Here is a 26,898-nt window from a genome sequence, read left to right on the forward strand (position 1 = left end):
TCAATTCTGCTTGATCTCCGAACCTTTCATCGTGATGTCGCTTGAAGCCTTCACGTTGATCTTGCCCGAGCCTTTGACGGAAATGTCCTTGCCTTCAATATTGATGGTGCCGTCCTTCTTCATCGAAATCGCCGCCGAGCCACACTTGATCACGATGGAGTCGCCAGCCTCGATCAACAAATCTTTGCCGATCTTGATGGCACCGTCCTCGCCAATCTCGACAAGGCTTCCCTTGGCTATCTTCAGGGAGCGCGCGCCGCCGACATTGGTCGTGTCGTCCTCGGCGATTTTGGCGTTTCGCCCTTTGCCGATCTGCGAGGAATGGGCTCCGCCGACCTTGAAACTTTGATCCGCCGCCACCTGCACGCTCTGGTTCGCGCCCACCGACCAGCTGTCGTCGGCACCAATGCTATGGCTCTGCGCCGCACCCACCGTAACCGACCGTGTCGCGCCGATTGTATTGGCCTGCGGGCCACCCACGGTCCTGGTCTCGGATGCTCCGACGCTGTCGACACGGGCGGCGCCGACCGTAATGGTCTGGACGATCGCGACGGTCTGCGTGTGATTGGACCCGATCGTCTCCGTCGAGTTCGACCCGATATTGATCGTCTCGTTCGACCCCACCGTAAGCGAGCGATTGACGCCCACCGTCTCGGTGTCGTTGTTGCCGATATCGGTGGTCTGGTCGACGCCGACCTTGACCGTCTTGTTGTTGCCGACGTCCTCGTCGAGGTTGTGGCCGACGGAATGCTTGGCGTCGTGGTCGATGCGGTCCGACTGATCGTGCTGCACCAGCTTGGTGCGGTCATGCTTGACCAGAAGGTTGTGGTCCTTCTGCGCCTGGAAATTGACCAGTTCGGAGCCGGCCTTGTCCTCGAACATCAGTTCGTTGTAGCCGCCGCCGCCGAGCGAGGAGTCCGACTTCCAGCCGGATTGCGTGGCACTCGCCGGCAGCCCGTAGGGCGGCATCTGCGAGGCATTATAGACCCGGCCGGTGATGATCGGCAGGTCAGGGTCGCCTTCGATAAAGTCGACGATCACCTCCTGGCCGATGCGCGGTATCTGGATGAAACCCCAGCCGCTGCCGGCCCAGGTCTGTGAGACCCGCACGAAACAGGAGCTGTTCTCGTCCTTCTTGCCCAGGCGATCCCAGTGGAATTGCACCTTCACCCTGGCGTATTTGTCGGTGAATATTTCCTGGCCTGACGGACCGACCACGGTTGCCGTCTGCGGCCCACGCATGATCGGTCGGGGCGTGATCCGTGGCGGACGATAGGGCAATGCGGTCGGCGCCACGCCCAGGATCACCTTGAAGTTCTCGCTGTCGACGTCGGCATGGCTTCTGTATCCCGGATCGAACAGCCTGTATTCGGCGCTGACCACCAGATACTCCTGGTTCTGGTCCTCGCGCGGAAAGCCATCGAGCTTGAACGTACAGCCCGAAAACAGGCCGCGCACGGTGCCGACCGCGGCGATACGCTGGTGGACGGCTTGGATTTCCTCGCGTCGGATCGCGGCCAGGTTGTCGCCCCGGCCGACTTCGAGATGCGCGCCGGGCTGGCGATAGTTTTCGCCGGCGGCCAGTTTGTGGCTGAACGGCTGGGCCGACTTGGCCATAAGGTCGGCGCCCGGCTTCTTGAAATCATAGTCGGTGTGGGCATAGGCGCCCGGACGCACCGAACTGCCCGGTATCCATTCGGTGATGTATTCGACATCGCGCCGGGAGCCCTGCCCTTCAAAATGATAAGGTACTTTCTCGTAGCCCGGCGCCGGCTTCAGCTTGCTCATCACATCGGTCAGGACAAGCGTGTGTTTGCCCTCGTCATGCTCGAAAAAATACAGGATGCCTTCATGCTCGAGCAGCCGCTGGACGAAATCCAGATCGGTCTCGTCATATTGCACGCAGTATTCGCGCGGAGGGTAGGAACCCTGCAGACGCAGATCGAACTCCGCCGTGCTGTATTTCTTAAAGACGTCCTTGACGATGTCGACGACGCTCTTGTTCTGGAAAATACGGCAATCGGTGGTGTTGCCGAGGAACCAGAGCCACGGCCTGACGACCGCTTCGTAGTAGGCCAGCCGGTCTTCTATGCGGGTCAGGCGAAACTCGGACACAAGGCCGCTGAACCAACGTTTCGGATCGGATTCGCCTTCCACCGAAACGCCCCCCCCCAGCATCTTCAGCGGATCGATATCGGGGCTGGGGCTAACGAACCCTACCGTATAGGCCAAACAACGGCTGATCTCATCGCGACCGACAAGATGCGTGAAGGTCAACAGCTCGGCGCCAACCGGTGTTTGCACAACCGTGGCACGTTCGTTCGGCATGGGTCGTGCCCCTCCTGGACGCGGCCGCCGGCAGTGGGTTTGAAGTTCCCGCATCCAGGAACTTTTTGGCCCGCCGCACCAGGCTATGTTGAGCCTACCACATGTTGTCCGGCCGACCAAAGAGATGCACAGCGGAAAAACCTTAGCCTGCCGATGCATTGGCTCGAAACGCCGCTGTCCTGTTGGATGTGCAAACTGCTAGAATGTGGAGTATCGATCAGCGTTCGACGGCGATCCTCGATGTATATCAGTCTGCAAATCAACAATGTCGACGCCTTGCCTGCGGGCATCTCGACCAGTTACGCAGCGCGTGATCGCGGCTTCGAAATCGGACGCGAGGCTTGTGATTGGACCTTGCCGGACCCCGACAAGTTCATCTCCGGCCGGCATTGCGAGGTTCGCTACGAGGCAGGCGCTTTCTGGCTGCACGATGTCTCGCGCAACGGAACCTACATCAACGGATCGAGCCAGCGCATGACCGGCCCGCATCGGCTGAGCCATGGCGACCGGGTGCTGATCGGCCGCTATGTCATCTTCGTATCGATCGACGACGAGCGCGCCACGACAGGCCATATCAGTTCGACACAACGAGAAATGCCGGCCGCGACAGGCCGGCCGCTCGAATTCGCCGCCGAGCCGTTCTTCACTCCTTCGGAGCAACAGTCCGGGCAGCGGGTTCCGGCTCCGGCGTTCTCGTCGCAACCGCCTCTCCCCTCGACCAGAGACGAAGTGCTGCGGGAAATCGCGATCGCGGCCGGCATCTCGCCGGAATTGCTTCAATCGCGCGATCCGCATGAAGTTGCCGCCGAAATCGGCACGGTCCTGCGGACTGTGGTCGAGGAACTGACCATGCTTTTGAAAGCGCGCGCGGCCGCGAAAATACTGGCCAAGAGCACACAACGGACGATGATCAGCGCCGCCGACAACAACCCCCTGAAGTTCGTCCCGGGAACCGACGACATCCTCGAAATCATGTTTGCCCGCCGCAGGGCCGGCTATCTGGATGCCAGGCGCAGCATCGAAGATGCATTCCGCGATCTCAAGACGCACGAATTCGCCACCTATGCCGCCATGCAAGCTGCGCTATCCCGATTGCTTGATGACCTGTCGCCCGAGGCGATCGGAAAGAAACTCCCCCCTACGTCGTTCTCGTCGAAGAAAAGCCAGGCCTGGGACGCTTTTGTGGCGACCTGGCGAACCATGGAGGAGGCCCACGAGAACGGCATGCTGGACATATTCCTGGCCTATTTCAGCGAAGCCTATGCCAAGGCCGACAAGCAAAAATAGACCGGCCCAAAAGGGATGCGTGACTGAAATCGACGAAGAAAACCGCTTCGGTGCGCGGCATCCGGTTCCAATAGAGAATTTCTGAGATTACGATCACATACGACACTTCGCTAAGCGGGTAAGGCTGATCGACCTGGGGGTCTGCGGCAAATGTCATCTTTCGGCGGGATAGCGAGATATAGCCGACCTTCCCCCGGACACTGCCAGGGTCGGCAGGGGTTGCGTTTCCTTCACCTGACGAGAAGCCGTTTTGCGCCTGTCTCGCTCAGTCGCGGGCACACCGCCTGCACGGACGATCGGCCATGAGTTCGAAAGACGATCCTTTCGGCCCGGCGGGCAAGACCGTCATTCGCGCTCCTCCACGGCGCGAGCGAAAACCGGTGCCAGTCGCTCAAGTGCCCGTCGCGGATGGCGGGCAAGCCTCGCAGACCAAGGATTCGACCGCATTCGATCCCGGCGTCGGCCGGCATACACCGCCGGGCTGGACATCCGGGACCGTGATTTATCAAGGAGCTCCTTCTGGCGCGGCAGGAGGCGGCGCTTCCGCGGCGGCGCCGAAGCCAGCTCTGCGGCAGGAGACCCTGCTCAATGCCACGGACAGTGTCAGATATTCCGCGACAAACCCGATCCTTGCCGCGGCCGCACCGTTGCTGATGCTGTTGGGCCAACTCAGGCTTATCGCCGTCGAGAGACAGGCCGAGCCGTTGGCGGAACATGTCATTGAGGCGATTGATCGATTCGACAGGACACTGGAGAAATCAGGTGTCGCCGAAGAGGATGCGCGGATTGCGAAATTCATCCTCTGCGAAACCGCCGACGATCTCATCGGCAACCTGCCTTGGCCACGGAAGGACGCCTGGGCGCGGCACAGCATGCTGTCGCAGTTCTTTCACGTCGAGCCCCGCGGCACGGGCTTTTTCGAAGCGCTGAACAATATCCTGGCCAGTCCCGAGGCACACTATGATCTGCTCGAACTGATGCATGCCTGCCTGTCGCTGGGGTTCGAGGGCCAATATCGAGGCCTGACACGCGAAGACACCAATCTCGAACGCGTTCGGCGCGACGTCTACGAAACGCTTCGCTATTTCAGGGCACGCGCGGGCGCGGACATCTCGCCCCACTGGCAGGGCCTGGCGTCGACCATGACGCAGTCGTCGACACGCCTGCCGCTCTGGGTCGTCGCGGCAGCCGCGTCGGCGCTGCTGACTGCCGCATTCTTCGCGCTGCGGGTCTTCATCACCAACGAAGGCGATGCCACCGCCGGTGAATTGCTGGCGCTCAACCCATCGACGCCGATCGCCATCGAACGGGCCAGCGTGGCTCCGTTGGCGGAGCCGGCGAAAGTCGTCCCACCCGCTGCCACAACCACGCAGATCGATCGCATCCGCTCGGCACTGGCCAAGGAAGTCGAAAGCGGCGGGCTGACCATCGGTACGAAGGGCGATTTCATCGTGGTCGAAATCAACAATCTCCTGCTGTTCAAGTCCGGCAGGGCCGAGGCGAAGCCGGAGTTCCAGCCCATTGCCGCCGATATCGCCGCAGCCCTGGAACCCGAGCGCGGACCAATCAGGATTGTCGGCCATACGGACAATGTGAAGCCGCGAAAATCGAGTCCATTCAAGTCCAACTTCGATCTTTCCGTCGCCAGGGCGAAGGCTGTCGAAACAATGATGGCACCGAAGTTCAGCGATCCTTCGCGACTCACGGTCGACGGCAAGGGCGAGGACGAGCCAATCGCCGACAATGCCACGCCGGAAGGCCGCACCAAGAACCGCCGTGTCGATGTGATGATCGCCAAGGAGGAAACATTGTGAGCACGGCCGGTTGGAAGCGCCGATGACGCGTTGGCTGCTGCGGATATTCAGCATGGTCGCGCTGGCCGGTTTCGCGGCGGCGGTGTGGTTTGCCGGACCTTTGATCCGCTTTGCCGATACCCGTCCTCTTGGACCTGCCTGGCTGCGCGCGACCATCATTGGTGTGATCGTGGCAGCGCTCGCGCTTTTCTACGGCCTGCGTTTCTGGCAAGCGAGAAAAGCGCAAAAAGAGCTCGAAACCGTGGTCGCACACAATGACGACCGCGATGACGACTCGCGAGTGCTCGAAGCCCGCATGAATGAGGCCGTGGCGGCGCTCAAGCGGTCGAGCGGCAAGCGCAATTTCCTCTATGAGATCCCCTGGTACGTCGTCATCGGCCCGCCCGGCGCAGGCAAGACAACGGCGCTGGTCAATTCGGGTCTGAATTTTCCGCTGGCCGGTTCGGGTGATGCCCAGCCAGTTGCCGGCGTTGGCGGAACACGCTCCTGCGACTGGTGGTTTACCGACCAGGCCGTGCTGATCGACACCGCCGGACGCTACACAACACAGGATTCCAATGCCGAGAGCGACAAGAGGAGCTGGCTCGCCTTCTTGTCGCTGCTCAAGAGAGCCCGCACACGGCAACCGATAAACGGCGTTATCCTGACTATCAGCCTTGCCGATCTCATCAACCTCGACGATCCGCAGCTTGACGCTCACGTCGTCGAGATACGCAGTCGTCTGCGGGAAATCCATGAGACGCTGAAGGTCCAGTTTCCGGTGTATCTGCTGTTCACCAAGGCCGACCTGGTTTCCGGGTTCATGGATTACTTCGGCGGCTTCGACGAGCCGCGCCGGCGCAAGGTCTGGGGTGCGACATTCCAGACGGGGGATCGCAACAAGAATATGGCCGCCGAAGCTCCGGCCGAATTCGATGCACTGGCAAGACGCCTGGCGGAGGAGATGCCCGACCGCCTTCAGGAAGAGGCCGATCCGGTCGCGCGCATATCCGTCTTTGGCTTTCCGGCGCAGTTTGGCGCGCTGAAGGAGCGGATTACGAGTTTCATCGCCAGCCTGTTCGATCCGACCCGCAGCCAGGTGAATGTCAGCCTGCGTGGACTCTATTTCTCTTCAGGCACGCAAGAGGGAACGCCAATCGATCAGGTGTTGGGCGCGATCGGCCGCAATTTCGGCAGCAATCCCCGCGCCCATCTTTCCGGAACCGGCAAGAGCTTCTTTTTGCACGATCTGCTGACGGACGTCATTTTTGCCGAATCCGGATGGGTTTCGTATGACAAAACAGCCGTAAGACGTGCGGCGATCGCCAGATTCGCCGGCCTCGGCGCCATCGCGTTGATCGCGGCGGCCGCCCTCGGCACTCTGGCCCTGAGCTTCACAGCCAACAGGTCGCTGATCGCTTCCACCACGCAAGCCATGAGCCAGTATCGCCAGACGGCGGACGCGCTGCTCAAAAGCACCGAGGTGACCGATGTCGACCTCGAAAACGTCATTGGTCCGCTCGACCAGTTGCGCAATCTGCCGGCTGGATTCGAAACCGGCGACGTGCCGGCACCGATCGAAGAGACGTTCGGCCTCAGCCAGCGGGAGAGACTTCTTTCGGCTTCCAAGACGGCTTACCGGCAAGCGCTGGAACGAATGTTGCGATCGCGCCTGCTGATCCAGGCCGAGCGGACGATCCAGGCCAGGATGGCCGATCCGGCCGCGCTCTACGAACCGTTGAAAATCTATCTGATGCTTGGCGGCAAGGCGCCGAAGGTCGACGACGCGTTGATCATCTCCTGGATGAAGCAGGATTGGGAGCAGAACCGGTATCCAGGCGAAAACAACCGCGAAGGACGCGAGCAGCTCGAAAAGCACCTGCGCGCCATGCTTGCCTTGGACGACACCTACGATCCGGTTTTCGAACTCAACCAGCCGCTCATCGAAGCCGCTCAACGCTCGCTCGGGCGCATGAGCCTTGCCGACCGTGCGTCCGCTTTGGTCAAATCCGCGGTATACGCGGCAGCGCTTGATGATTTTTCTGTTTCGCTGAAAGGCGGCCCGGAAGCGCAGCTGCTGTTCGAGCGTGTCGATGGCGGCGATCTGTCAGGCCTTCGTGTTCCCGGCATCTATACCTATGCCGGCTTCAACACCTTCTATCTCGGGCAACTTTCTCGCATTGCCCAGACGCTCGTCGACGACCAGTGGGTCCTCGGTGGCGGCGGCGAGCGAGGCGGCATCGATCTGGAGTTGCCCAAGCTCGGCCCCGAACTTCTCGATCGCTATGGGAAAGAGTTCGCAACGGCGTGGAACAGTGTTCTCGACAGCTTGAAGTTCAAAGCGATGCTGAAGGACAAGCCGCATTTTATCGCGCTTTCCGCCGTCGCCTCGCCAACCTCGCCGATCGAACAGCTGTTTACGGCGATCGCCGACGAAACAGCTCTGACGCGGGACGCTGCTTCGGGCAAGGACCCAGGCACCGGGGTCGAAGGCGGCACGGTGCAAGGCCAGTCGCAGGACGCCGCAAGCATGGCCAGGGGCCTGGCTCGCATCGGCATTCAAATCACCACCGGAAAATCGCAAAGCCGTGCCGGCACGGGGTTCGCAAACGCGGAAAACCAGAATCCCGGGACCAATATCGAGGCGCAATTCAGGTCGTTCCAAGCCCTGGTGAGCGGTCCTGCCGGACACCGCCCGATCGATGCATTGACCCAGAATTTCCGCGATATCTACCAGAGTCTGCAACTGGCGACCGACGTTCCCTCCCAGACGGAACGCGTCAACGCAAATCTGCAGCTCCAGATAGCCACCCTTCGCGCCAATGTCTCGCGACTGCCCAAGCAACTCGGCCGGATGGTCAATGCGACGGCGGACGAGTTTGAAGGCAACGTCACCGAAACCTCGCTGGCAAGTTTGAACCAGATGCTCGACCAGACGGTCACACAGTCCTGCGAGGAGGCGATCAACGGCCGTTATCCTTTCGCCGGCAACGGTAGCGAGGACATCGCGCCGGCGGATTTCGCGAAATTGTTCGCTCCGGGCGGGCTGATGGACCGGTTCTTCGCACAGAACCTCGCATCGCTGATCGATATGAGCGGTCAGGACTGGAACTGGAAACAGGACGCGCGCTTCGGCCGCGACCTGTCGAAATCCACGCTGAAAGACTTCCAGCTGGCGGCCGAAATCCGGAGCGCCTTTTTTCCCCAGGGCGGTTCGGTGCCCTCGGTCAGCGTGACCTTCACGCCGTTCTCACTGCATGGCGATGCAGATGCGGCGGTGCTCGATGTAGACGGCCAGACTGTCCAGAGCAACCAAGCGGGTAACGCGCCAAGCACCGTGAGCTGGCCGAGCGGCACGGCCTCGGGGTCCGCCAGCCTGAGCTTGACGCCGGAAATGCCAGGCCGCGAATCCACCATCAAGTTCGAGGGGCCGTGGGCGCTGAAGCGGCTGCTGGATAAGGCGACCGTCACCGGCGGGGACAGCAATATTGAAGCGCGCTTCGTGATCGGCGGGCGCGACGTCACCTATACGATTCAGGCTGGTTCCGGCCCCAACCCCTTCTTGCTTCCCGCACTTTCCGGATTCAGCTGTCCGAAGGCGTTTTGAGATGAGCCTCAAGCTTTCAGTGCGGCGACACCCTGCATGAGCCTCAGGCGCCCGGAGCTTAATTTCGATACTCTAATGTTCGTGCCTGTGGCAAAGTGGCTCGAGCGGGCGCCCGGCGGTGCGCCGTTGAGGGCGCTTGAGAAGCGCTTGGTGGCAAATTGAACGATGTCGCCCTTCCCTTCGAGAGTTTCGGCGTCAGCCACAAAGGCTGTGTGCGCGAGCACAATGAAGACAGCTATCTGCTCGAGCCACGAACCGGCCTTTGGGCGGTGGCGGACGGAATGGGCGGGCATGAGGCCGGAGAGGTCGCCTCGGCCAGCATCGTCGACCATCTGGCCACGATCGGCATCGCAAGCTCCGCTCCGGATTTGCGAGCGCGCTTCGAGGACCGGCTGAGCCGGGCAAATGCCGAGATCCGCGGCATATCGGAATCTCGCGGCATAACCATCGGTTCCACGGTGGCAGCCCTGTTGGCGATGGACGGACGGTTTGCCTGCCTGTGGGCGGGTGATAGCCGGATTTATCTGATCCGCAACGCCTCGATCTCGCAGATTTCGAAAGACCACACCGAAGTGCAGGAACTCCTCGATAGAGGCATGATCAGTGCGGCCGAGGCACTCACCTGGCCACGCCGCAATGTCATCACGCATGCGGTCGGCGTCAGCGACGAATTCGTCATCGATTTCCAGCAAGGCGAATTGATGCCGGGGGACATTTTTGTGTTGAGCACCGATGGGCTGACGGCGCATGTCACCGACGCGGAGATCGAGGCCGCCGTCGTATCGGCGACACCTCAGGCGGCATGCGAAAATCTGCTGGAAACGGTCCTGGCTCGGGGTGGAACAGACAATGTCACCATTGTGCTGGTGAAGATCAAAAAAGGGCGCAACGGACAATCGCTCCATCCTGATTTGTCCGGAGCGGAGGGCCGAGGCTGATGAGCGCCGACGACAAGACGCGAATATCGCCGCAGGTGGCCAATACCGCCGTAGGCACGCAGCTCAGCGGCATTTACGAACTTGATGAGCGGATCGCATTCGGCGGCATGGGAGAGGTCTATCGTGGCCACAACATCCAGACCGGAGACCACGTCGCGATCAAGATCGTCCTGCCCGAGTTTGCCCGTGACCAGACGATCTTGTCCCTGTTCCGCAAAGAGGCCTCGATCCTCAACCATTTGTCGCATGATGCGGTCGTGCGATACCACGTTTTCACCATCGATCCCGGGATCGGCCGTCCCTACCTTGCCATGGAATTCGTCGACGGCGAGTCGCTGTACGACATCATGCGACGCGGCCCGATGCCGACGGAAGAGGTCCGCAAGCTCTGCCATCGCCTCGCATCCGGCCTGAGCGCCGTTCATCAAGCGGGAGCAATCCATCGCGACCTCTCGCCAGACAATATCATCCTGCCAGGGGGCCGGGTCGACCGCGCAAAGATCATCGATTTCGGTATAGCGCGATCAGCGACCGTAGGCGGGGAGACGCTGATCGGCGGGAAGTTCGCGGGAAAGTACAACTACGTTTCGCCTGAACAGCTCGGGCTGTACAGCGGCGACGTCAGTGAACAGTCCGACATCTACAGCCTTGGGCTGGTGCTGGTTGCCGCTCTGCGCGGGAAACCAATCGACATGAGCGGATCACAATTCGAGATCATCGAAAAGCGCCGGGCCGTGCCTGATCTCTCCGACATCGACGACGATTTTCGTGATATTGTCGAGGCCATGCTGCAACCGGATCCGCGAGACCGGCCGGTCAGCATGGCTGATATCGCCAGGATGACGCGTGGCGAAGACGAAGGAACAAAGCCGCCGACGTCGATCACACCCCGCAACCGGCCGGCTTTGCCGCCAGTCGGGCAAACCCTTGCTCCTGATCCCAAGGGCCAGCCCCAGCCATCCAATGTCGCGGGACACAACGCGCCGACGGCAACAGGCCCGGGCGAGCAGCGCTTCGTCCCGCATATCCGGCCCGCGCATTTGTCCGAACCGCGTCCTTCGCCGGTCGCCGGCCCGCCACGCGCGGTCACGTCTGATCTGGATGGAAAATCCACAAAGCCCCGAACCATCGCGATCGCTGCCTTGGCGACGCTGGCTGTCGCCTCAGGCGCGGGCCTGTATCTGAGCGGCTTCATGACGCCTGCGACGCCGACTGCCGGCAAGACATCGGTTTCCGCACCCGAACCATCAAAGCCTGCACCGGAAACGTCAAAGCCGACCTCGACGGACAAAGTCGCGAACGCCCCCGAGCCGCCAAAGCCAGTTCCGGTCACGCAGCCGGAGGCCAGCGTACCGCCGGCTGAAAACCAGCCAGATGCCGCGGCGGCTCAAAAGCCGCATCCGGCCAAGCCCGCCGAACTCCCTTCGCAGACCGAGGAGCCCGCCAAGCCGCCGACAATGGAAGCACAGCCGCAACCAGAGGCGAACCCGCCGCCGGCTGGAAGCCAGGCAGATGCCAAGGCAGCGCAAACGCCGGAGCCGGCGAAGCCCACTGTCCCCGCGCAAACCGAGGCCCCCCCGAAATCATCGGCAACGGACGCGCAGCAGCCATCCGAAAAGACACAGCCGGCCCAGCCAGTGGTTGTGGAGGGCCCAAGGCCCGAGCCCGAACCACAGATCAACCAGCCGGCAACGCCCAAGGTGGCCGCGCCGGCGGCCAAACCCACTGCAAGCCAGACGGATGTCGCGAACGCCGAGAGCCAAAAGACCGTGCCACCGGCAGCCAAACAGCCGGACCAACCTGTTGTCGCGTTGAACGTGCCCAAACCAGCGGTTCCCCCGGCCGTCGACGACATCGCGCAACGTGTCTCCTGGGTCCGCGACTTCGGCGGCGGCGACTGTTTCTATGCGGCCATGAATTCGTCAACCGACACGGCCGCCGCTATCGAAGGATTTGGAACGGCAGTCCAGCCATTCGAAAGGATGCTGGGCGATTTCCAGGCGAAATTCCATGTCGAGCCCGACATCAGCGTCCGGCTCATCGAGCCGAGCCAATGCGAAGTCACCAATTTTCTGCGTTTTCTGGGGCAGACCGCGGCCGACAAGCCGCAGCTTGTTCTCGACCGGACATCGGTGCCGAACGGTACGCCGATCAGCGGCACGCTGGTGACGCGTGGCGGGCTCATTTCCAGCGTGCTGCTGATCGATCACAAAGGCATGGTGTTCAATCTCGACGACCGCATCGTCGCACAATCGGACAAAGCTACCTTCAGCATCCCGATTGCCCTCGGCGCCGCCGACAAGGCCACTGGCAAGGCTGTGCCGCAGATCATAATGGTGATCACCGGCCCGCAGGATGTTCAGGCGGCTGCATTCTCAACGCCGACGCCCGCCTCGGTGGTGCTTCCCAGGATTCTCGAGGAAATCGAGACCGACGGATCTCAGTTCTCAGCCACCGCCAAGTATTTCCGGCTCGGCGGATAGCATGGGCGCCCGATGGAAAGCTGCTCGTGTTTGCCCCACTCGTCCGCCGACCTGCCCATAAAGCAGCGTGATCCGGTTCGAGCCCTGCTTGCCCTGACGGGCCGCATGAAGCTTGCGGTCATCTCGGGCGCCGCACTGCTGGCCGTGCTGTCATCGGGCGAAGCGCGCGCCGAGTTCACGGTCTGCAATCAGACGCTCGACGTCGTCAATCTCGCGGTCGGCCAGAAGATCGACAATGCGGACCAGACCGACGGCTGGTGGACGATCGGCGCAAATCAATGCGTGAACGTCATCCGCGAGGAACTGACGAACCGCTACATCTACCTCTATGCCACGGACGTGTTTGGCCATGCGATCCTCACCGGATCGACCGAAATGTGTATCGAGCGACGACGTTTCTCGATCCGCGGTATCGACGAATGCTGGCAGCGCGGCCATATCGCGGCCCAATTTCTCGAAGTCGATACGCTTGAACAGGTGCGGTGGACGTTCTTCCTGACCGGAAACAGTCCGTGACGCACAGTATCGACACGAGCTTCAAGCAGAAGAAGCAGGCGCGCCTTGCGCTTCGCAGACGCAAGCTCTGGCGCCGGCTGCTTGCCGGTCTTGCCACGATTGTCGTGCTGTCGATCGCCGTGGGCTTCTACCTCACCGCGGACTATTGGTCGTTCGGCGACGAAGACGAAGAACTCCACGCGGTCGAAGGAGTGGACGACGTGCCGGCCGATGCATCGGTCTATGTGCCTGCCATCATCGACCTTGCCGGGGACCCGATGTGGATCACCCTTGCCCCAGATGCCGACACCACCTCGAAGGGCCATTCGATTGCGAGGCCTGCGGATCTCGATCAGGCCGGAGTTTCGCCGCAGATCGAAATCCTGTCGGATGTGATGCTCAGCGCCAGCGAAAAATTCATGACGACGATACCGTCGACGCAGGAGGACTTCGCATTCTTCCAGGCGCAACGGCAGACCGCCCCGCCGCCGTCCAACGATCCGCAGGACGATCTTCAGCCACCGGCGGGGGACCTGCGGAACGATCTTCAGCCCTCGCCCGCTCCCAACGAGGCTCCGGCGGCCGAGGGACAGCAGATGGGCACCGACGATCCCGAAGCCGGCTGGGGTGAAACGATCGATGCGGGCGAGGCCGCCCTGCCCGCATTCCAGAAGACGCAGATCGAAAACAACACGAGTGTCGCCACCGTCACGAACGAGTATCGGCGGTTCGAGGCGACCGAAGACACGTTCGTGAAAATCCTCAACGACCGCAGTCTGGACAGTGTTGCGCTCGATGCCCATTTCTCGGCCGAGGACGCCAGGCTGGCAGGCGAAGCGCTCAAGGCGCTTTTCAACCGGGAAGGGCTGGAACCGGGTCATGTCGTCGCCATGCGCGGTTTCAGGCCGACGCGCGAGACGACGACAATGTCGCTCATGCAAGTGTCGATCTACGCCAAGAACGTCTTTGTCGGCACGCTGACGCGCAACGCCGCGGGCGCATTCGTATCGGGTGTCGATCCCTGGGTTCGCGAAGATCTGTTCAACTATTCTGGCGCACCGGAGGAAGGCACGCACAAGCGGCAGTATCGCCTGCTCGACGCAATCTATTCGACGGCGGCGCGCAACAAAGTTCCGACCAGCGTGATCGGCGAAGCGATCATGTACCTGTCGAGAGGACAGGATCTGGACGCCTTCGCCAGCGAGGACCAGCGCCTTGTCCTGATCTATTCGCAAACGCCGCGCGGCAAGAGCGAGACCGACGGACGCGTGCTGTATGTCGGTGTGCAGGGCACTGAAAAGAGCCTCGAATGCTTCGTCTTCCAGCAAAGCGACGGTCAGTTTGCGTGCGTTACCGGCGACGATCAGGTTCGCTCGCTGACGGTCACCAACGGCATGGCCACGCCGGTCAACGGGGTCATGACGTCCACTTTCGGTCCACGCAAGCACCCTATCCTGGGCGTGGTTCGCATCCACAAGGGCGTCGATTGGGCGGCCCCCGTGGGTACGCCGATCACAGCCGCCTTCGACGGCGAGATCACCTTCCAGGGTGATGGCGGCGGTTACGGCAACCTGGTGAAGATTGCGCATCCCAACGGACGCGAGACGCGCTACGCGCATATGCAGAAATTCGCAATCGCAAGCGGTGTCGGCACAAAGGTGAAGGCAGGTGACATCATTGGCTATATCGGCACCACCGGCCTATCGACCGGGCCGCATCTGCATTTCGAACTCTATCAGAATGGCGAGGCGATCGATCCGCTGGGCACGGTAACCGCCGCGGTCGCAACGAATGATCCTGCCGTCGAAACGCTGACCGACCGTATCGTTCATGTCGAAAGTGGCGGCAGCGCCCGCGCCAAGAACCCAAATTCCTCAGCAACCGGCGCTGGCCAGTTCATAACGAAGACCTGGATCCGGATGATGAACACCTACCGCCCTGAACTGGCACGAACGCTGTCGACGGCCGACCTGCTCGCTCTGCGCTACGACGCCACGATCTCGCGCGAGATGGTGCGAAATCTGGCGCGGGAAGGCGAAGCCTATCTTCGGGCACGCGGCCATCAAATCACGGCCGGCCGGCTCTATCTCTGCCATTTCCTGGGCATGGAAGGCGCGCATCAGGTGCTGTCGGCGTCGGGTTCGGCGCAACTGAGCGCCGTGCTCGGTTCCGCCGTCATTCAAGCCAACCCCTTTCTCACGGGCAAGACCGCCGGCTATGTCGTGGATTGGGCAGAAAGGAAGATGGGCCAGAAGGTTGCCCGGGTCGCGACTGACGCCAGCCAGCAGACAACCAGCACGACGGAAATCCGCCAGACATCGCCGGAGTTCGAAAAATACAAGCAGGCCGTCACGGCCGTCATAAGCTCGCTTCAGAAGACCCTCTGAACCTACCCTCGCGGTTTGTGGGTTGCCATCGAACCATTGGTGTTCCTGCTGCAAAGTGCTATCATGTGCGAGTTTTTTCGGGTCCTTTGTGAACCAAGACCGTGGTCAGGATCACATACGCCCAGGAGCCATTTTTGGCATAAGCGAGCTTGTCGCTGACGAAATTTAGCATGCGCAGACGTCAACAGTGCGCCCTGATGGGCGGAGGGCTGGTCCATGAAAGCGTTCACTGTCTTTCTGAGCGGATTTCTCCTTTATGTCCTTGCCGCGTTCAGCGTCGAGGGCGCCGTGCCTGACGCCAAACGCGTCGCGCTGGTGATCGGCAACAGCAAATATGTCCATGCGGTTACCTTGCCCAACCCCGCCAACGATGCTCACCTCATCGCATCGACGCTGCGCAATGCCGGCTTCGAGGTGATCGAAGGGGTCGACCAGGACAATGCCGGCATGCACAGCCTCATCAGCCGGTTCACCGAACAATCCTACGACGCCGACCTCGCGGTAATTTTCTATGCCGGTCACGGCATGCAGGTCGACGGCAAGAATTTCCTCATTCCGGTCGACGCCGAGTTGACGTCGCCAGCCTATCTCAAAACACGCACCGTCCAGATCGACGAGTTCATGGCGGCGTTGCCGTCAGACCCGGCGGTTGGTGTCATCATCCTCGATGCCTGCCGCGACAATCCACTCGCCAGGACGCTGGCCGCCTCTCTGCCGAAGTCGCGCTCGCTGGGATCCGGCCTGGCGCCGATCGAAGCAAAATCAGAGGGCGTTGGAACGGGTGGCATCCTGATTGCGTATGCCACGGATCCGGGCGCGATCGCTTTCGACGGCAACGGCGTCAACAGTCCCTACTCCACCGCACTCGCCAGACACCTGACCGAACCCGGCGTCGAGATCCAGAGCGCCCTGACGCGGGTGCGCGGCGAAGTGAGCGAGACCACCCAGGGTCGCCAGCGGCCGTGGCACAACGCATCGCTGGGGCGCGAGGTGTTCATTGGAAAACCCGTCGCGGCAGCTGCGCCTGCCGCACCAGTGGCCGACGCGTCGAATGGGGCTGCGGCATCGGCTCCTGCTCCTGTTGCCAGCGCCCCTCCTTCGTGGGAAGTCGAGCAACGCCTTTGGGATGAAGCTTCGAAGCGCAATGCAATTCCGTTCTACGAGGCTTATCTCGACCAGTTTCCGAACGGTCGGTTCGCTACAGTGGCCCGGCTGAACATCGACGAATTGAACGACCCGAAAACCCAGAACCGGCAGGTCGCGGCAATCGATACGGACCAGGCTAACGCCAGTTCCGGCTCCGCGGTGCGCACCTCGGTCGGCGTCCCGGACGAGGTGAAGCAGACACCCGGCACCGAGTTGACCGAAAGTGCCATTGGCCTCGACCGCCAGGGTCGCATCGACCTGCAATTGCGCATTGAAGCGTTGGGCAACGAGCTCGGCCGCATCGACGGAAACATAGGCCCTCAGACACGTCAGGCGATCGGCATCTGGCAAGTGGAGAACGGCCTGCCGCGGACCACCTATCTGACACGCCAGCAACTTGCGTTCCTGGTGATCCAGACAGATCCGATGATGGAAACCGTGCGCGCCAGATATGCCGCCGATCAGGCCCGTGCGACGCAGCCGAAAAAGCAGGTGGTGCAGAAGGTCCGCACGCAGAAACCGGTGGCACAGAAACCCCGCAAACAAAAGCAGGTCGTTCAGAAGCGGCGCAACCGCGAGACCGTGGTGCGGCAGGATGATGATCTTCCGCCGCCCCGGGACAATAACGACTTCCTCACCAAGGCGCTGATCTTCGGCACCGGTGTGGCTGTGGGCGGCGTGCTCAAGAACTGACCGCCGGCATTCCTGGAGCAATAGCACGCAGCAGCGCGCTATTGCGTCTTTATCCGCATTTCGACGCGGCGGTTGACGGGATCGTACGGGTTGGGGCTGCGCGGATTCTTTTCGCCCATGCCGATCGCGTTGATGCGGGCAGCCTCGACACCGCTGGCCGTCAGGAAGGCTGCCACCGATCGCGCCCGCCGTTGCGACAGGCCTTCGTTGTAGTGCACCGTGCCGGTGGCATCAGTGAAACCTTCGACGACGAAGTTGAACGTGCTCAGCCGGCTGTCCTTCAGCGCCTTGGCGAACTCGCCGAGTTCAGCGCGCGCGGTGGTGTCGAGCTCGGCCGAATCCAACCCGAAATTGATCAGCATATCGAGGCTGGATTTTTCTCCCGGCGCGTCCTTCGCCTTGCTCTTGCTTTTGCACTCTTCCTCGGTGCCGACACAAATTCCTCGCGACTTGCCGAGGTCGGCCGCTCCGGCAAAAAACTTCACGATGTCTTCTGATTTCTGAACAGGGTCGGCGGAAGCATGGGTCGAGAAAAACACGACCACCAACACAAAGGCTGAACTGCCCCACTGCATAGCGGTTACTCCTGCTTGAGCATCCGATTTCGATGGATGCAATCATACCAGACTCCGTGGCAATTGTCTGTCGATAAACGCCAGGGGATAGAGTGGTGGCGGCAGTTGTTGCAGCATCAACGGTTGAGGCTTGACCCGCGCCGCGCCTGGGGCTTGAGTGGTAGGGCTTCTCGATGAAAGCGTGGCGGTCATGGCCAATGGGCTTCGATTCAAGACGGCACGGGATCTCTTCATAGCTTGTCCCGCTATTGCCGGGGATATGAGAACGCATCCGACCGAACAGCCGCCGATCGAGTTTTGCCGCGACATCCTTGCCGGGCGCATTCCCGAGGAGGCGATCACGTTTTGTGCCTACCTGCTTCCCGATCGGGCCGCAGTCTGGTGGGCGCATGAATGCCTGAGCCATCTGAGCGAGTTGCTCGATGGGACGGATCACGAGTTGCTCGCCTATGTTCGCGACTGGGTCGGTGAACCGGACAGCCACCATCGCGCCGCGGTGAGCCAGGCGGAGGCAACGGCGCCGACAACGCCGGGCGCCTGGATTGCCCTGGCGGCGGGATGGCATGACAATGGCTCTATTGTTGGCGGATCTGTTGTCGGCGCAGAAGCACCATCAGCCTTGCAGCCGTTTCCTGTCGCCCATGCAGTCAATGCCAGTGTTCTGGCCGGGCTGGCGCGTGTCGCCCTCGCGGACCGCTTTGCCGTTCTTTCCGCGTTTGTCGAAATGGGCATCCAGATGGCCGAGATCGAGGCGCTGCGCCAATCAGCGGATGCTTACTAAGCCTCCATCCCAACAGAAGTTGGACGGATGCCATGATCGTCCTGCCTTACTTGCAGCCGCCTTGAGCCCATTTGGCGAGCGCCACCTTGAAGCGGGTTCCCAGCGGATGTTGCAGGCGCAAAACGGAGACATCGTTTGTCGCGAAATTTTTCGCCTGTTCGCACAGCCGTGCCTCGTCCCATTCATGGCAGCCGTCGCAGTGCTTGCCCTCCCATACCGACTTGTCCAATCCCTCCACCGGGCTGAACAGGGGCTTGCCCTTGATCAGTTGGGCGATGCTCTTCCCGTCGATTGCCGGATCGCCGAAATCGATCGGATGGTCGAACAAGATCGGGCCGTCCGAGGCCGGCCCGGGGATCTTCTGGCGCAGCACATCGAGTGCAAGCTGATCGTCACTTTGGCCCGATGCGCTTGCAACCCCGGTGTTGCGCGCGTCTGAACCGCCTTCGGTCTGAGGTGCGCTCGCCTCGCCGACGATCAATGGCGCGTTGAGATCGACCTTGTGCAGAACGACCTCCGTGGTCAGCGAAACGTTGACCCAGGGACGCTGCTTGCCGGCGGTCGCCTTGAAGACGTCGCTGGTGACCTTGTTCATGGCCTCGGTAATGGAAACGTTGGGTGCGCCGATATACTTGAGGAGCGCCGAGGTGAAAGGCGAATGTTCGCCCGATCCGTCATCGGCGAGTTGATTGGGACTGGCGGCGAAAGCGACGAGCGTGCCGGCGCCACCATTCCCTACCGGGATTTCGGCAAGGCCGCTGCTTGCGCCGTTGACGCCAGCGGTCTTGGCCAGCACCTCGGCGAGGGGATTATCGCGGCAAGCGTCGAGAAACACCAGCCTGATGCTGGTCTCGCGCGACATCTGGCGCAAAATGAAATCAACCGACACGGCCCCGACGTCGAGTGAGGTTTCCTCCTCTAGTGCGGCGTCTACCGGAAGCAGGTAGTTCTGGCCCGAAACCTGCAAGCCGTGGCCGGCGTAGAAGAACAGCGCGATGTCGGCACCGCGCACCTGTTTTGCGAACTGGGCGATGGTCGCCTGGGTCTGCGGCTTGGTCTGGTCGAAGCCGGAAACCACATCGAAATCGAGTTTCTTCAAGCGTTCGGCCATGGCTCGGGCGTCGCGCACCGGATTGGCGAGCGGCGCCGCGTGCTGGTACTGGGCGTTGCCGAGGACCAGCGCGACGCGGCGCTCGGCACTGGCGGCCGTCAGCGTCAAAAGCAAGGCGAGCGCCACAAAACCGGCGGCGCGAAAGAGGCCACCGCAACGAGCAATCAGATCGCACTCCACCGGAACCTCAGAGCTTGGTGGCGGAAAATTCGATCCGCCGGTTGAGCGCCTTGTTCTTGGGCGTATCGTTGGCGGCAACCGGCCGTTCCTCGCCAAAGCCGGCGGCGCTGATCTGGTTACGTGGAATGCCCGCGGCAATCAGGGCGTCGGCAACCGCCTGGGCGCGCCGCTCCGACAGTTGCTTGTTTGCGTCCGGCGATCCATCGGAATCGGTATAGCCGGAGACCTCGACCTTCAGGCTTGGGCATTTGCCGACGACACCTTGGACCTCCGTCAGCAACGGGCGGCTCTTCGCATCTAGCCGCGCGCTGGCCGGCCGGAAGTAGATGGCGCCGGTGCGTGAGAGCACGGCAAACCTGTTCAGGCATTCCTCATCGCTGAAATTCGCCTTTGCGGCATCGGTGGCAACGGGCCCCACTTCGGCCGAAGTCGCCGCGGTGGTTTGGGTGGCGGCTGGTTTGCTGCCGTCGGCAGTGAAGACGAAATCGAACGACACCGAAGCGGTGGGCACGATGTTGGTCACATTGGCCGCCTGCTGGAGTTTGTCGACGTTCGGCAGTAAGCCGAAATCCTCCACATGGACAGCGACCGGAGCCTCGGAAGCAACCGACACCACGGTGTCGCTGATCATGGTGACGACGATGCTGGCCTCGAGCTCCTTGTCGACGCCGTGCAGATTGAGACGGAAAGGCAACGTCGACTTCACCCTGCGCTTTGTGGCGAGATCGGCGAATGCGGCGGGATCCACCTTGGCCGTCAGCTCGGCCGTCGGGTATTTGAATGTCTCGAAAAACAGGAAGCGCATGCGGACATTGCGCAGGTCGACGCCGGTATCGACCGAATTGAGGTCGAAGGCGACCTTGGCATCACCCGCCGAGCTGAGCGTGCCGGTGATGTTCCTGATCTTGTTTGTCTCGACGATCGTGTTCTTCTTCACCGACTGGTAGGTGATGACCGAAGCTGCGGGATCGAGCGTCCAGTTCGGCGCGGCGTCGGCGGCTTGCGATCCGAGCAGCATCAAGCCGGAAAGCGCGACGATCAGGCCAAGACCTCGTGCGGCCGGGCCTTTCAGCCTTGCCATCCACCAGAATGCGACGACTTCGAACATGGAACGCCCCTGCCCAGGACCACCGTATCGACACGACACCTGGCGGGAGCATAGAGCAGTTGCGACTGGTTGGCGAGCAGGTGCGCCAGTCGCTCGCGAAAAGCGTGAGAATGTCGCTCTAGCGGTATTTCAGAAAGGTGCCTAGCTTAGCTCATCTGCGCCCCGGCACACCGTCCACTGCTATCGTTGCTCATCACCAGCCGCCTCCGCCTCCGCTTCCGCCGTTACCGCCACCCAAGGGAGCGATCACAGGTGGCGGCGGTTCGTCTTCGGCAGGCTTGATCACTTTCTTAGCGGTCACTTTCTTGGTGACAACTTTGTTGGGTTTGTGGACCTTTGACCCGGTCGTAGTTCGAACAACCTTAGGCGAAGGCGCCGCCGCCATCGGCGTCGGCTCAGGTTCGGGTACCAAGGAGGTGCACCCCATCAGCGCCGCAAGAAGGCTGAAGAGAGTGGTTGCGATGGCTGCCTGCTTCAATGTCCTGCGCACCATAACCTCCTTGTGAATCAGAACAAATCTCGACGTGGATTGGCTTGCTCCCAGACCGCTCTGGCGGCGTTGACCAGTTGGGTGTCGACAGACCCACTCGCCGGAGTCTTCAACTTGAGTTCCCCACGCAGTTGCTTCAGTGCCGCGCCTTTTGCCTTTGCCCCGAATTTCGCTAGCGTGTTCTTCGCGGTCGGAATCTCGTTGCGCAGATCGAGCGCGACCGCGAGGGCCAGATAGCGCACAGCTATAGCCTGGTCGGCCTTATCGCCCTTCTGCATTTCGAACGCCGCGCGATCATATGCGCCGGACTGATCGCCGCGTGCCGTCGCCAGCTCGAACAGTCTTTGCGCTTCGTCGAGGTTTTGCCGCACACCAATGCCGTCCCGGTACATGCGCGCAAGGCTGGCCGGTGCGTAGGGCTGGCCTAGATCGATAGCCTTCTGGAAAAGCCCTTGCGCCTGCGCTGGATCCTTCTCGACACCCACACCAGTCAGGTAGTTACGGCCGAGCAGGTTCATCGAATACATGTCCTGCCGCTCTACGCCTGCCTTCAAAAAAGCAACGGCGCGGGCTGGATCGGCGGGGACCCCGTTGCGGCCTTCCGTGAAGATCGCGGCGAGATCGTTCATGGCATAGGTATGCCCCATCGCCGCCCCCTTGAGCAGCAGGTCCAGGCCCTTGCCGATGTCGCGTTGCACGCCTAGACCATTGAACAAGGCGCGCCCCCATGCGGTCATCCCGTAGGGGTCGCCTTTGTCGGATGCCACGGAATAAAATGTGTTTGCCTTCTTGGGATCGACAGCCATTCCTATCCCAGACGACGCAATATAGCCGAGTTCGAACACTGCACGGACATGACCCTTCTTGGCAGCTTGCTCGATGGCCGTCCTGGCTTCCTTGACCTCGCCGGCCGCCAGCAGCGCGCGGCCCAGTTCGTAGCGGAAGCGGGCGACACCGGGATAGGCCTCCACCGCCGCCTCGCATGCCTTCACGGCCTCAGCGCCGATTTCATTCGGCAGCAGGCCGGGGACAACACCTTGCAGATCAAGAGGTTCGCCGGCAGCCTGGTCGCAGGGATCGACGGTTGGCGACAGCTTCATGGTGGCGGGCTTGGAGGAACTGCTGTCCGCACGGATTTCGAAGCCGACCTCGACCGGCTCAGCGGCGCCGATCTGGGGTTCATAGCGTAGCTGGTCGACTTCATCCGCCATCAGGCTCGAGTCCGGCGCCAGGGCACGATCCGGCAGGGACAGCGTTCCCGTTGCCGGATAGCTCGCGAGTTTCAGGCTGACCGCGGGGTCCTTGGTCGGGAAGTCCAGCTTCAGCGGAACCGGGCCGATACCGACCGGGACGCTGATCTGCCGGTTTTCGATCGCCTCGGCGGCGCCGGTGATATGGATGCCCCGCTCCAGTACCTGCTGTTTCTGCTCGGTCTCGAGCGAGGCCACAATCTGTGCGCCCTCGGCGCCCTGGCCGCTCTTGACACGGAACACCATGATGCCCTGGCCTTCACCGCCCCAATTGTCGTGCGTGGCGTAGGCCAGCATGTCCACCTCTTCCGTCGCACTGGCCCCCTTGGGCACATCCAGCTTCAGGCGCGGCAGGTCCTTGCCCTGGATGTGTTCGCCCACCGCGACAGCCTTGCCGTCCAGTAGCAGGCGTCCGAGCGCGGGCGGCCTTTCGATGCTGACGGTGATTGACCCGCCATCGACGTCGACCGGCTCCGGCAAGTCCAGGGCAACAGGCCCGACACCCGACGGCACGACCTTCTCCAGAACCGGCGGCAAAGAGGGCCGGCTGGTGCGGCGCATCAGGACAACTTCGTCGATGAGCGAGGAGTTTTCCCAGGGAACCTGCTTGCCCTCGGTGGCCTCGACCACATCGCGCCGCACCGCGGCCATGACCGTGCGTATCTCCTGGTTCGGGGCCAGCGCGCGCCTGGAGAAAGCGGATGAAAACGGGCTGAGATCTCCCGCTCCGTCATAGGCGACCGCCCCTGGCTCGGTGGCAAAGGCAATCAGCGTGTTCAAGGAGCTTTTGACCTGCGCAAGGCCGGTGTTTCCCGCCGTGATCAACTGGTCCCTTAGCCAATAATCCTTGCGCGGAAACGGATTGTTGCGGCAGGCATCGAGGATGATCACCTGGATCTTCGATTTCGCGCGCAATTGCTGCAGGACATCGTCCAGCTTGACCGCCTGGACCTCTATGTCGGCGGCATTCTTCAGCGAGGCATCGATGGGGATCAGGAAATTCTCGCCACCGATCTGAAAGCCGTGACCTGAATAGTAGACGACGGACACATCGGCGCCGTCCGCTGCCGCGAGGTAGTTGCGGAACTGCTCCTCGAACTGCAGCTTTGTGAGATCCTTGGCGACGAACACTTCGAAACCGGCCAACCGAAACATCTTGGATACGTCCTCGGCATCCTTGTCAGGATTCTTGAGGGCGGGGATTTCGCGATATTCGGAATTGCCGATCACCAGCGCGACCCTTCGATCGGCGCGCGCATCGAAGCTCGCAAAAGCCGCTGCGAGGAAGACTGCGATCAATCCACAAAGTCGGAGCATGGCAACTACCTTAACCGTCACTACCTGACGACCACAAGCACAGCTTGCGGTATCAAGGTCTGTTAAAGAGTTCACAATCTGCCGAGACAGGAACAGAGTGAAAAGCCGTCGCGACAGCGGGCACTTCCTCATCCAATCAGGGTCTAAATTACCCCAGAGCTGAACCATCCGCAATGAGTGTCAAACTGCACCGGCGTGACGGTCTGGTTCCGACGCACCCGCCAAGCCTCAATCCAGCGACGGGTGCGCCTGATCCCATCCATCGGCTCCCAAGGTCGACGGGAAGCGGGCCATCGAAGCCCTTCCGGTTCGATTTTCTTCGTCAAGAATCGTGGCGGTTTCCGACAATGAACATCGCGTTATCGCAAAAAGCTTTTTGGTATCAATCTCTTCGCGCCGCGTTCCGAGCGCGCCCAATTGCTATTTGTAAAGCGATTCGAACGCTCAACCCCAACCTTAGCAAGCAACAATCAGTCCTCAATCGGCTTTACGTCGGCAATGATCAGGTCGCTCGTGGCGAGCTGGCGGAAACGTACTGGTTACGCGGCCTGCCAGACTTGGTTCAATATCCGCGCGGCGAGTGCAGCTTTGTCTTGCGGCAAAAAGCGACCGTAGTGGTGCGCCACCATATCGGGCGTGTCCTGGATCGCGTAGCTTGCCTGCTCATATGAGCCGGTCTGTTTCAGTATGTGCGTCGCCAGCACGTCACGAACATTGTGCGGGCCATGAGGGAGAAGACCGGGGATCGCGCCGCGCTGAGTGTATGGATTGTAGATGCCATATCGCTGGATGGTCAGGCGCCACGCCTCATAAAATGTGTTTCGATCATATGCAGCGTCTTTGCTGGTCGCCTTCACAGTTTTGATAAAGAAGGTGCCGGGGTCTTCCGTTCCTCCAAGCAGCACTCGGCGGTGCCGTTCGATATACGCTTCGATGTGCTCGTATAAACCACCCAGGTTTGGCAAAACGAGCCGAAATGGTTTGCTCCCAAAAAAAGATGAGTTCGCGTTCTTGAATGCTATCGAAGGAATAAGAATCTCCCAGCCCTTTTCACGGTCGCTCCAGCGGAGTTCACCGCGCTTCATGTCGGCTAGCTGACGCTCAGACCTCGGCAGTGTCCCACGTTCACTGACCATCAGTTGGCGCAGGTTCTTCTGCCGCAACCCAAGATGCAGCCCGAACCGAAGCATCAGGAACGACCGCACTGCTTCGGCGGCAGGACGGCCATGGACGCGTTCATCGGGCATGAGCCGAAGAATTTCTTCAGTGATCTTTCGATACTCGCCGACCGGGCTATCGGCCTCCAGCACAGGCATGATTGGTTCAAAGGGATCACGATGCACACGCGCGACGCGCTGAATCTCCTTAACGCGGAGGAGGCGTGCTTGAAGTAGACATCGCACGCGTCGTCCCAATCCCCACAGGCGCGATCAATGTCTGTCTGTGAAACCAGTCCATTAATAGGCCGGATTCTCGGCGCCAGATGGGGTTGCTGCCTCAGCCAGCCCGTGTCTTTACGTGTTAACGCGAGCGAAATTCGCAACATGTCCACCTCCCAAGCAGTGTAGAACCCGCGCCGTCTCTCGCGCCATTGCACATACCAGTCCCAGACAGAGGGGAAGACGAGCAGGCCAAAAGTCACATGCTGCGTCGGAACGCCATAGCCACGCACGGGTCCGCGCGGATGCGCGGCTAACGCACCGAACATCAAACCGAGATGCTCAACTTTCTGCGATGCCGTCTCCTCGCCCCAAACACCGTTGCGCTGTAGACCGAACGCAGTGAGTGTCGCGGTCTTGAAGCGGATCAGATCCGCCATTTCCATCGCAAGCGCCGGCGGGGCGTCTATGACGCCGGACATCAAGTCGGGTCAGTTAAAAGAGCACCATCATCGTCATGCTGCTCGCGCCGAACTCGACAGCCGTCATTTGCGGCATCCGACTGACCATAGGTGATACCCGGGAAACGGATCGCGTAACGCTGCTTCAACGCGGCCGCCTGAAATTTCCTGTAGTCAGTTGACCCGCTGATAATCACGCGCCGAACCCATTCTAAATCTCTTCCTGCTCCTGGGGACGACGCATGTTGAAGTCGCCAGGCAAATGCCACGCAAGCCGACGGCGTTCAGCCGAGCCGATATCATCGAGAATGTGGCCGGAGGCGGACCGCGTCTGAAGCGGGAGTTTCGCTTTAAAATACCCTGCCGGCAGACGATAACGACGCTCGATCCGAGCTAGGACTTCCATGCTCGCTACGCTGCGCGGCGATTTGATCCTTGGAGCCAGTGACGAATTGTCGAGCGGTCGAGACTCTCATCGTCTCGGACAACAGCACGATGAAGATGCCAATAGCTGTCGCCATGACGGCGCATCTGGAAATCCAGCGCGGTTTGAAAGGTCGGTAGATCAAACCGTTCCTCGAAAAGAGGCTGCGGGAACTCCTCGATATCGCGTGGTTTGATGCCGGGCTTCTGCCGTTCAAGTGCCGCTTCGCGCGCCGGCCGGTCGACGTTTCTGTCGCGGCATGCTGAGGACGCCTTCGCAGGTACCGGCTGCGGACGCCCTCGCTTGGGACGCTTCAGTTTGGCGTTACAGGAATCGCCGACGGTCGCCCGCTTCGGCGAAGCGTTCGCGTTTCGACCGATTGCATCCAGTGCCCGCTCGATTTCATCCCTGGCAGTTCGCAGCGCGTTTTCGTTGAGGCCGCACTGAATGGCGATTTCTTGCCAATCATAGCCGCGGGGTCTTCGCGGCGGAGTTTGAGCTCGGGAGATGAGGTTGAGCAGATACTCTCTGGTGCGCGCGCTTCCTTGAGGAGTGAGCACAGGGTCAAGACGGAGACGGCAGAAATCCGAGATTTTTCGGGTGAGTAGTCTGGTATGCGAGATTTCGGTCATGCAGCTAGGCTATGTGGTTCATCAGCGACAGCG

Annotated in this window: 14 protein-coding genes and 1 pseudogene; 9 read left to right on the top strand and 6 right to left on the bottom strand. The window is 61.2% G+C overall.

All coding sequences use genetic code 11. The annotated features are described in order from the left end of the window. A complete protein-coding gene (locus MESCI2_RS0104590; protein WP_027035532.1) occupies window positions 1-2,328 on the bottom strand; it encodes a type VI secretion system Vgr family protein in 2,328 nt (775 codons plus the stop codon). 240 nt (window positions 2,329-2,568) lie between these two features. Here MESCI2_RS0104590 and tagH point away from each other — a divergent pair, with 240 nt between their 5' ends. From tagH to MESCI2_RS0104635, 8 genes are all read left to right on the top strand, one after another. Then, window positions 2,569-3,615, top strand: a complete 1,047-nt coding sequence (gene tagH, locus MESCI2_RS0104595; protein WP_027035533.1) for a type VI secretion system-associated FHA domain protein TagH — start codon at window positions 2,569-2,571, stop codon at window positions 3,613-3,615. Between the two features lie 302 nt (window positions 3,616-3,917). Continuing rightward, a complete protein-coding gene (gene tssL / locus MESCI2_RS0104600) occupies window positions 3,918-5,429 on the top strand; it encodes a type VI secretion system protein TssL, long form (protein ID WP_027035534.1) in 1,512 nt (503 codons plus the stop codon). Window positions 5,430-5,451: 22 nt separating this feature from the next. Further along, window positions 5,452-9,015: a type VI secretion system membrane subunit TssM gene (tssM, locus tag MESCI2_RS0104605; protein ID WP_027035535.1), complete on the top strand. Its 3,564-nt coding sequence runs from the start codon at window positions 5,452-5,454 to the stop codon at window positions 9,013-9,015. A 158-nt stretch (window positions 9,016-9,173) separates the two neighbouring features. After that, window positions 9,174-9,953 carry a PP2C family protein-serine/threonine phosphatase gene (locus MESCI2_RS0104615; RefSeq protein ID WP_027035536.1) on the top strand — a complete coding sequence of 260 codons (780 nt, stop codon included), beginning with the start codon at window positions 9,174-9,176 and terminating at the stop codon, window positions 9,951-9,953. Continuing rightward, on the top strand, window positions 9,953-12,436 hold the full coding sequence (locus tag MESCI2_RS0104620) for a serine/threonine-protein kinase (RefSeq protein WP_027035537.1): 2,484 nt from the start codon (window positions 9,953-9,955) through the stop codon (window positions 12,434-12,436). Before MESCI2_RS0104615 ends, MESCI2_RS0104620 begins: the two co-directional genes overlap by 1 nt. Before the next feature lie 105 nt (window positions 12,437-12,541). Beyond that, window positions 12,542-12,952 carry a DUF1036 domain-containing protein gene (locus tag MESCI2_RS0104625; protein WP_027035538.1) on the top strand — a complete coding sequence of 137 codons (411 nt, stop codon included), beginning with the start codon at window positions 12,542-12,544 and terminating at the stop codon, window positions 12,950-12,952. Next, window positions 12,949-15,318 carry a M23 family metallopeptidase gene (locus MESCI2_RS0104630; RefSeq protein ID WP_027035539.1) on the top strand — a complete coding sequence of 790 codons (2,370 nt, stop codon included), beginning with the start codon at window positions 12,949-12,951 and terminating at the stop codon, window positions 15,316-15,318. Before MESCI2_RS0104625 ends, MESCI2_RS0104630 begins: the two co-directional genes overlap by 4 nt. Window positions 15,319-15,534: 216 nt before the next feature. Continuing rightward, a complete protein-coding gene (locus MESCI2_RS0104635) occupies window positions 15,535-17,157 on the top strand; it encodes a caspase family protein (RefSeq protein WP_027035540.1) in 1,623 nt (540 codons plus the stop codon). A gap of 38 nt (window positions 17,158-17,195) precedes the next feature. On the opposite strand, the gene MESCI2_RS0104640 is transcribed toward MESCI2_RS0104635, so the two are convergent. Then, window positions 17,196-17,732, bottom strand: coding sequence for an OmpA family protein (locus MESCI2_RS0104640; RefSeq protein WP_027035541.1), 537 nt, complete (start codon window positions 17,730-17,732; stop codon window positions 17,196-17,198). Between the two features lie 190 nt (window positions 17,733-17,922). Here MESCI2_RS0104640 and MESCI2_RS0104645 point away from each other — a divergent pair, with 190 nt between their 5' ends. Then, window positions 17,923-18,513 (top strand): DUF6931 family protein, encoded by a 591-nt coding sequence (locus MESCI2_RS0104645; RefSeq protein ID WP_197031521.1) that lies wholly within the window; start codon window positions 17,923-17,925, stop codon window positions 18,511-18,513. 46 nt (window positions 18,514-18,559) lie between these two features. Here MESCI2_RS0104645 and MESCI2_RS0104650 read toward each other — a convergent pair whose 3' ends face one another. The 4 genes and pseudogenes from MESCI2_RS0104650 to MESCI2_RS01000000134275 all read right to left on the bottom strand — a co-directional run bounded on the left by MESCI2_RS0104650 (window position 18,560) and on the right by MESCI2_RS01000000134275 (window position 26,865). After that, the gene (locus tag MESCI2_RS0104650; RefSeq protein ID WP_027035543.1) at window positions 18,560-19,804 is read right to left on the bottom strand and encodes a caspase family protein; all 1,245 of its coding nucleotides are present in this window, start codon (window positions 19,802-19,804) and stop codon (window positions 18,560-18,562) included. A 7-nt stretch (window positions 19,805-19,811) separates the two neighbouring features. Then, complete coding sequence (locus MESCI2_RS0104655) at window positions 19,812-20,912, bottom strand: OmpA family protein (RefSeq protein ID WP_027035544.1); 1,101 nt, start codon at window positions 20,910-20,912, stop codon at window positions 19,812-19,814. 507 nt (window positions 20,913-21,419) lie between these two features. Continuing rightward, window positions 21,420-24,137 (bottom strand): caspase family protein, encoded by a 2,718-nt coding sequence (locus MESCI2_RS0104665; RefSeq protein ID WP_245270215.1) that lies wholly within the window; start codon window positions 24,135-24,137, stop codon window positions 21,420-21,422. Between the two features lie 371 nt (window positions 24,138-24,508). Beyond that, window positions 24,509-26,865 (bottom strand): annotated as a pseudogene (locus MESCI2_RS01000000134275) (hypothetical protein). Between the last annotated feature and the right edge of the window lie 33 nt (window positions 26,866-26,898).

This window comes from Mesorhizobium ciceri WSM4083 (genome assembly GCF_000519305.1).
Lineage (GTDB): Bacteria > Pseudomonadota > Alphaproteobacteria > Rhizobiales > Rhizobiaceae > Mesorhizobium > Mesorhizobium ciceri_B.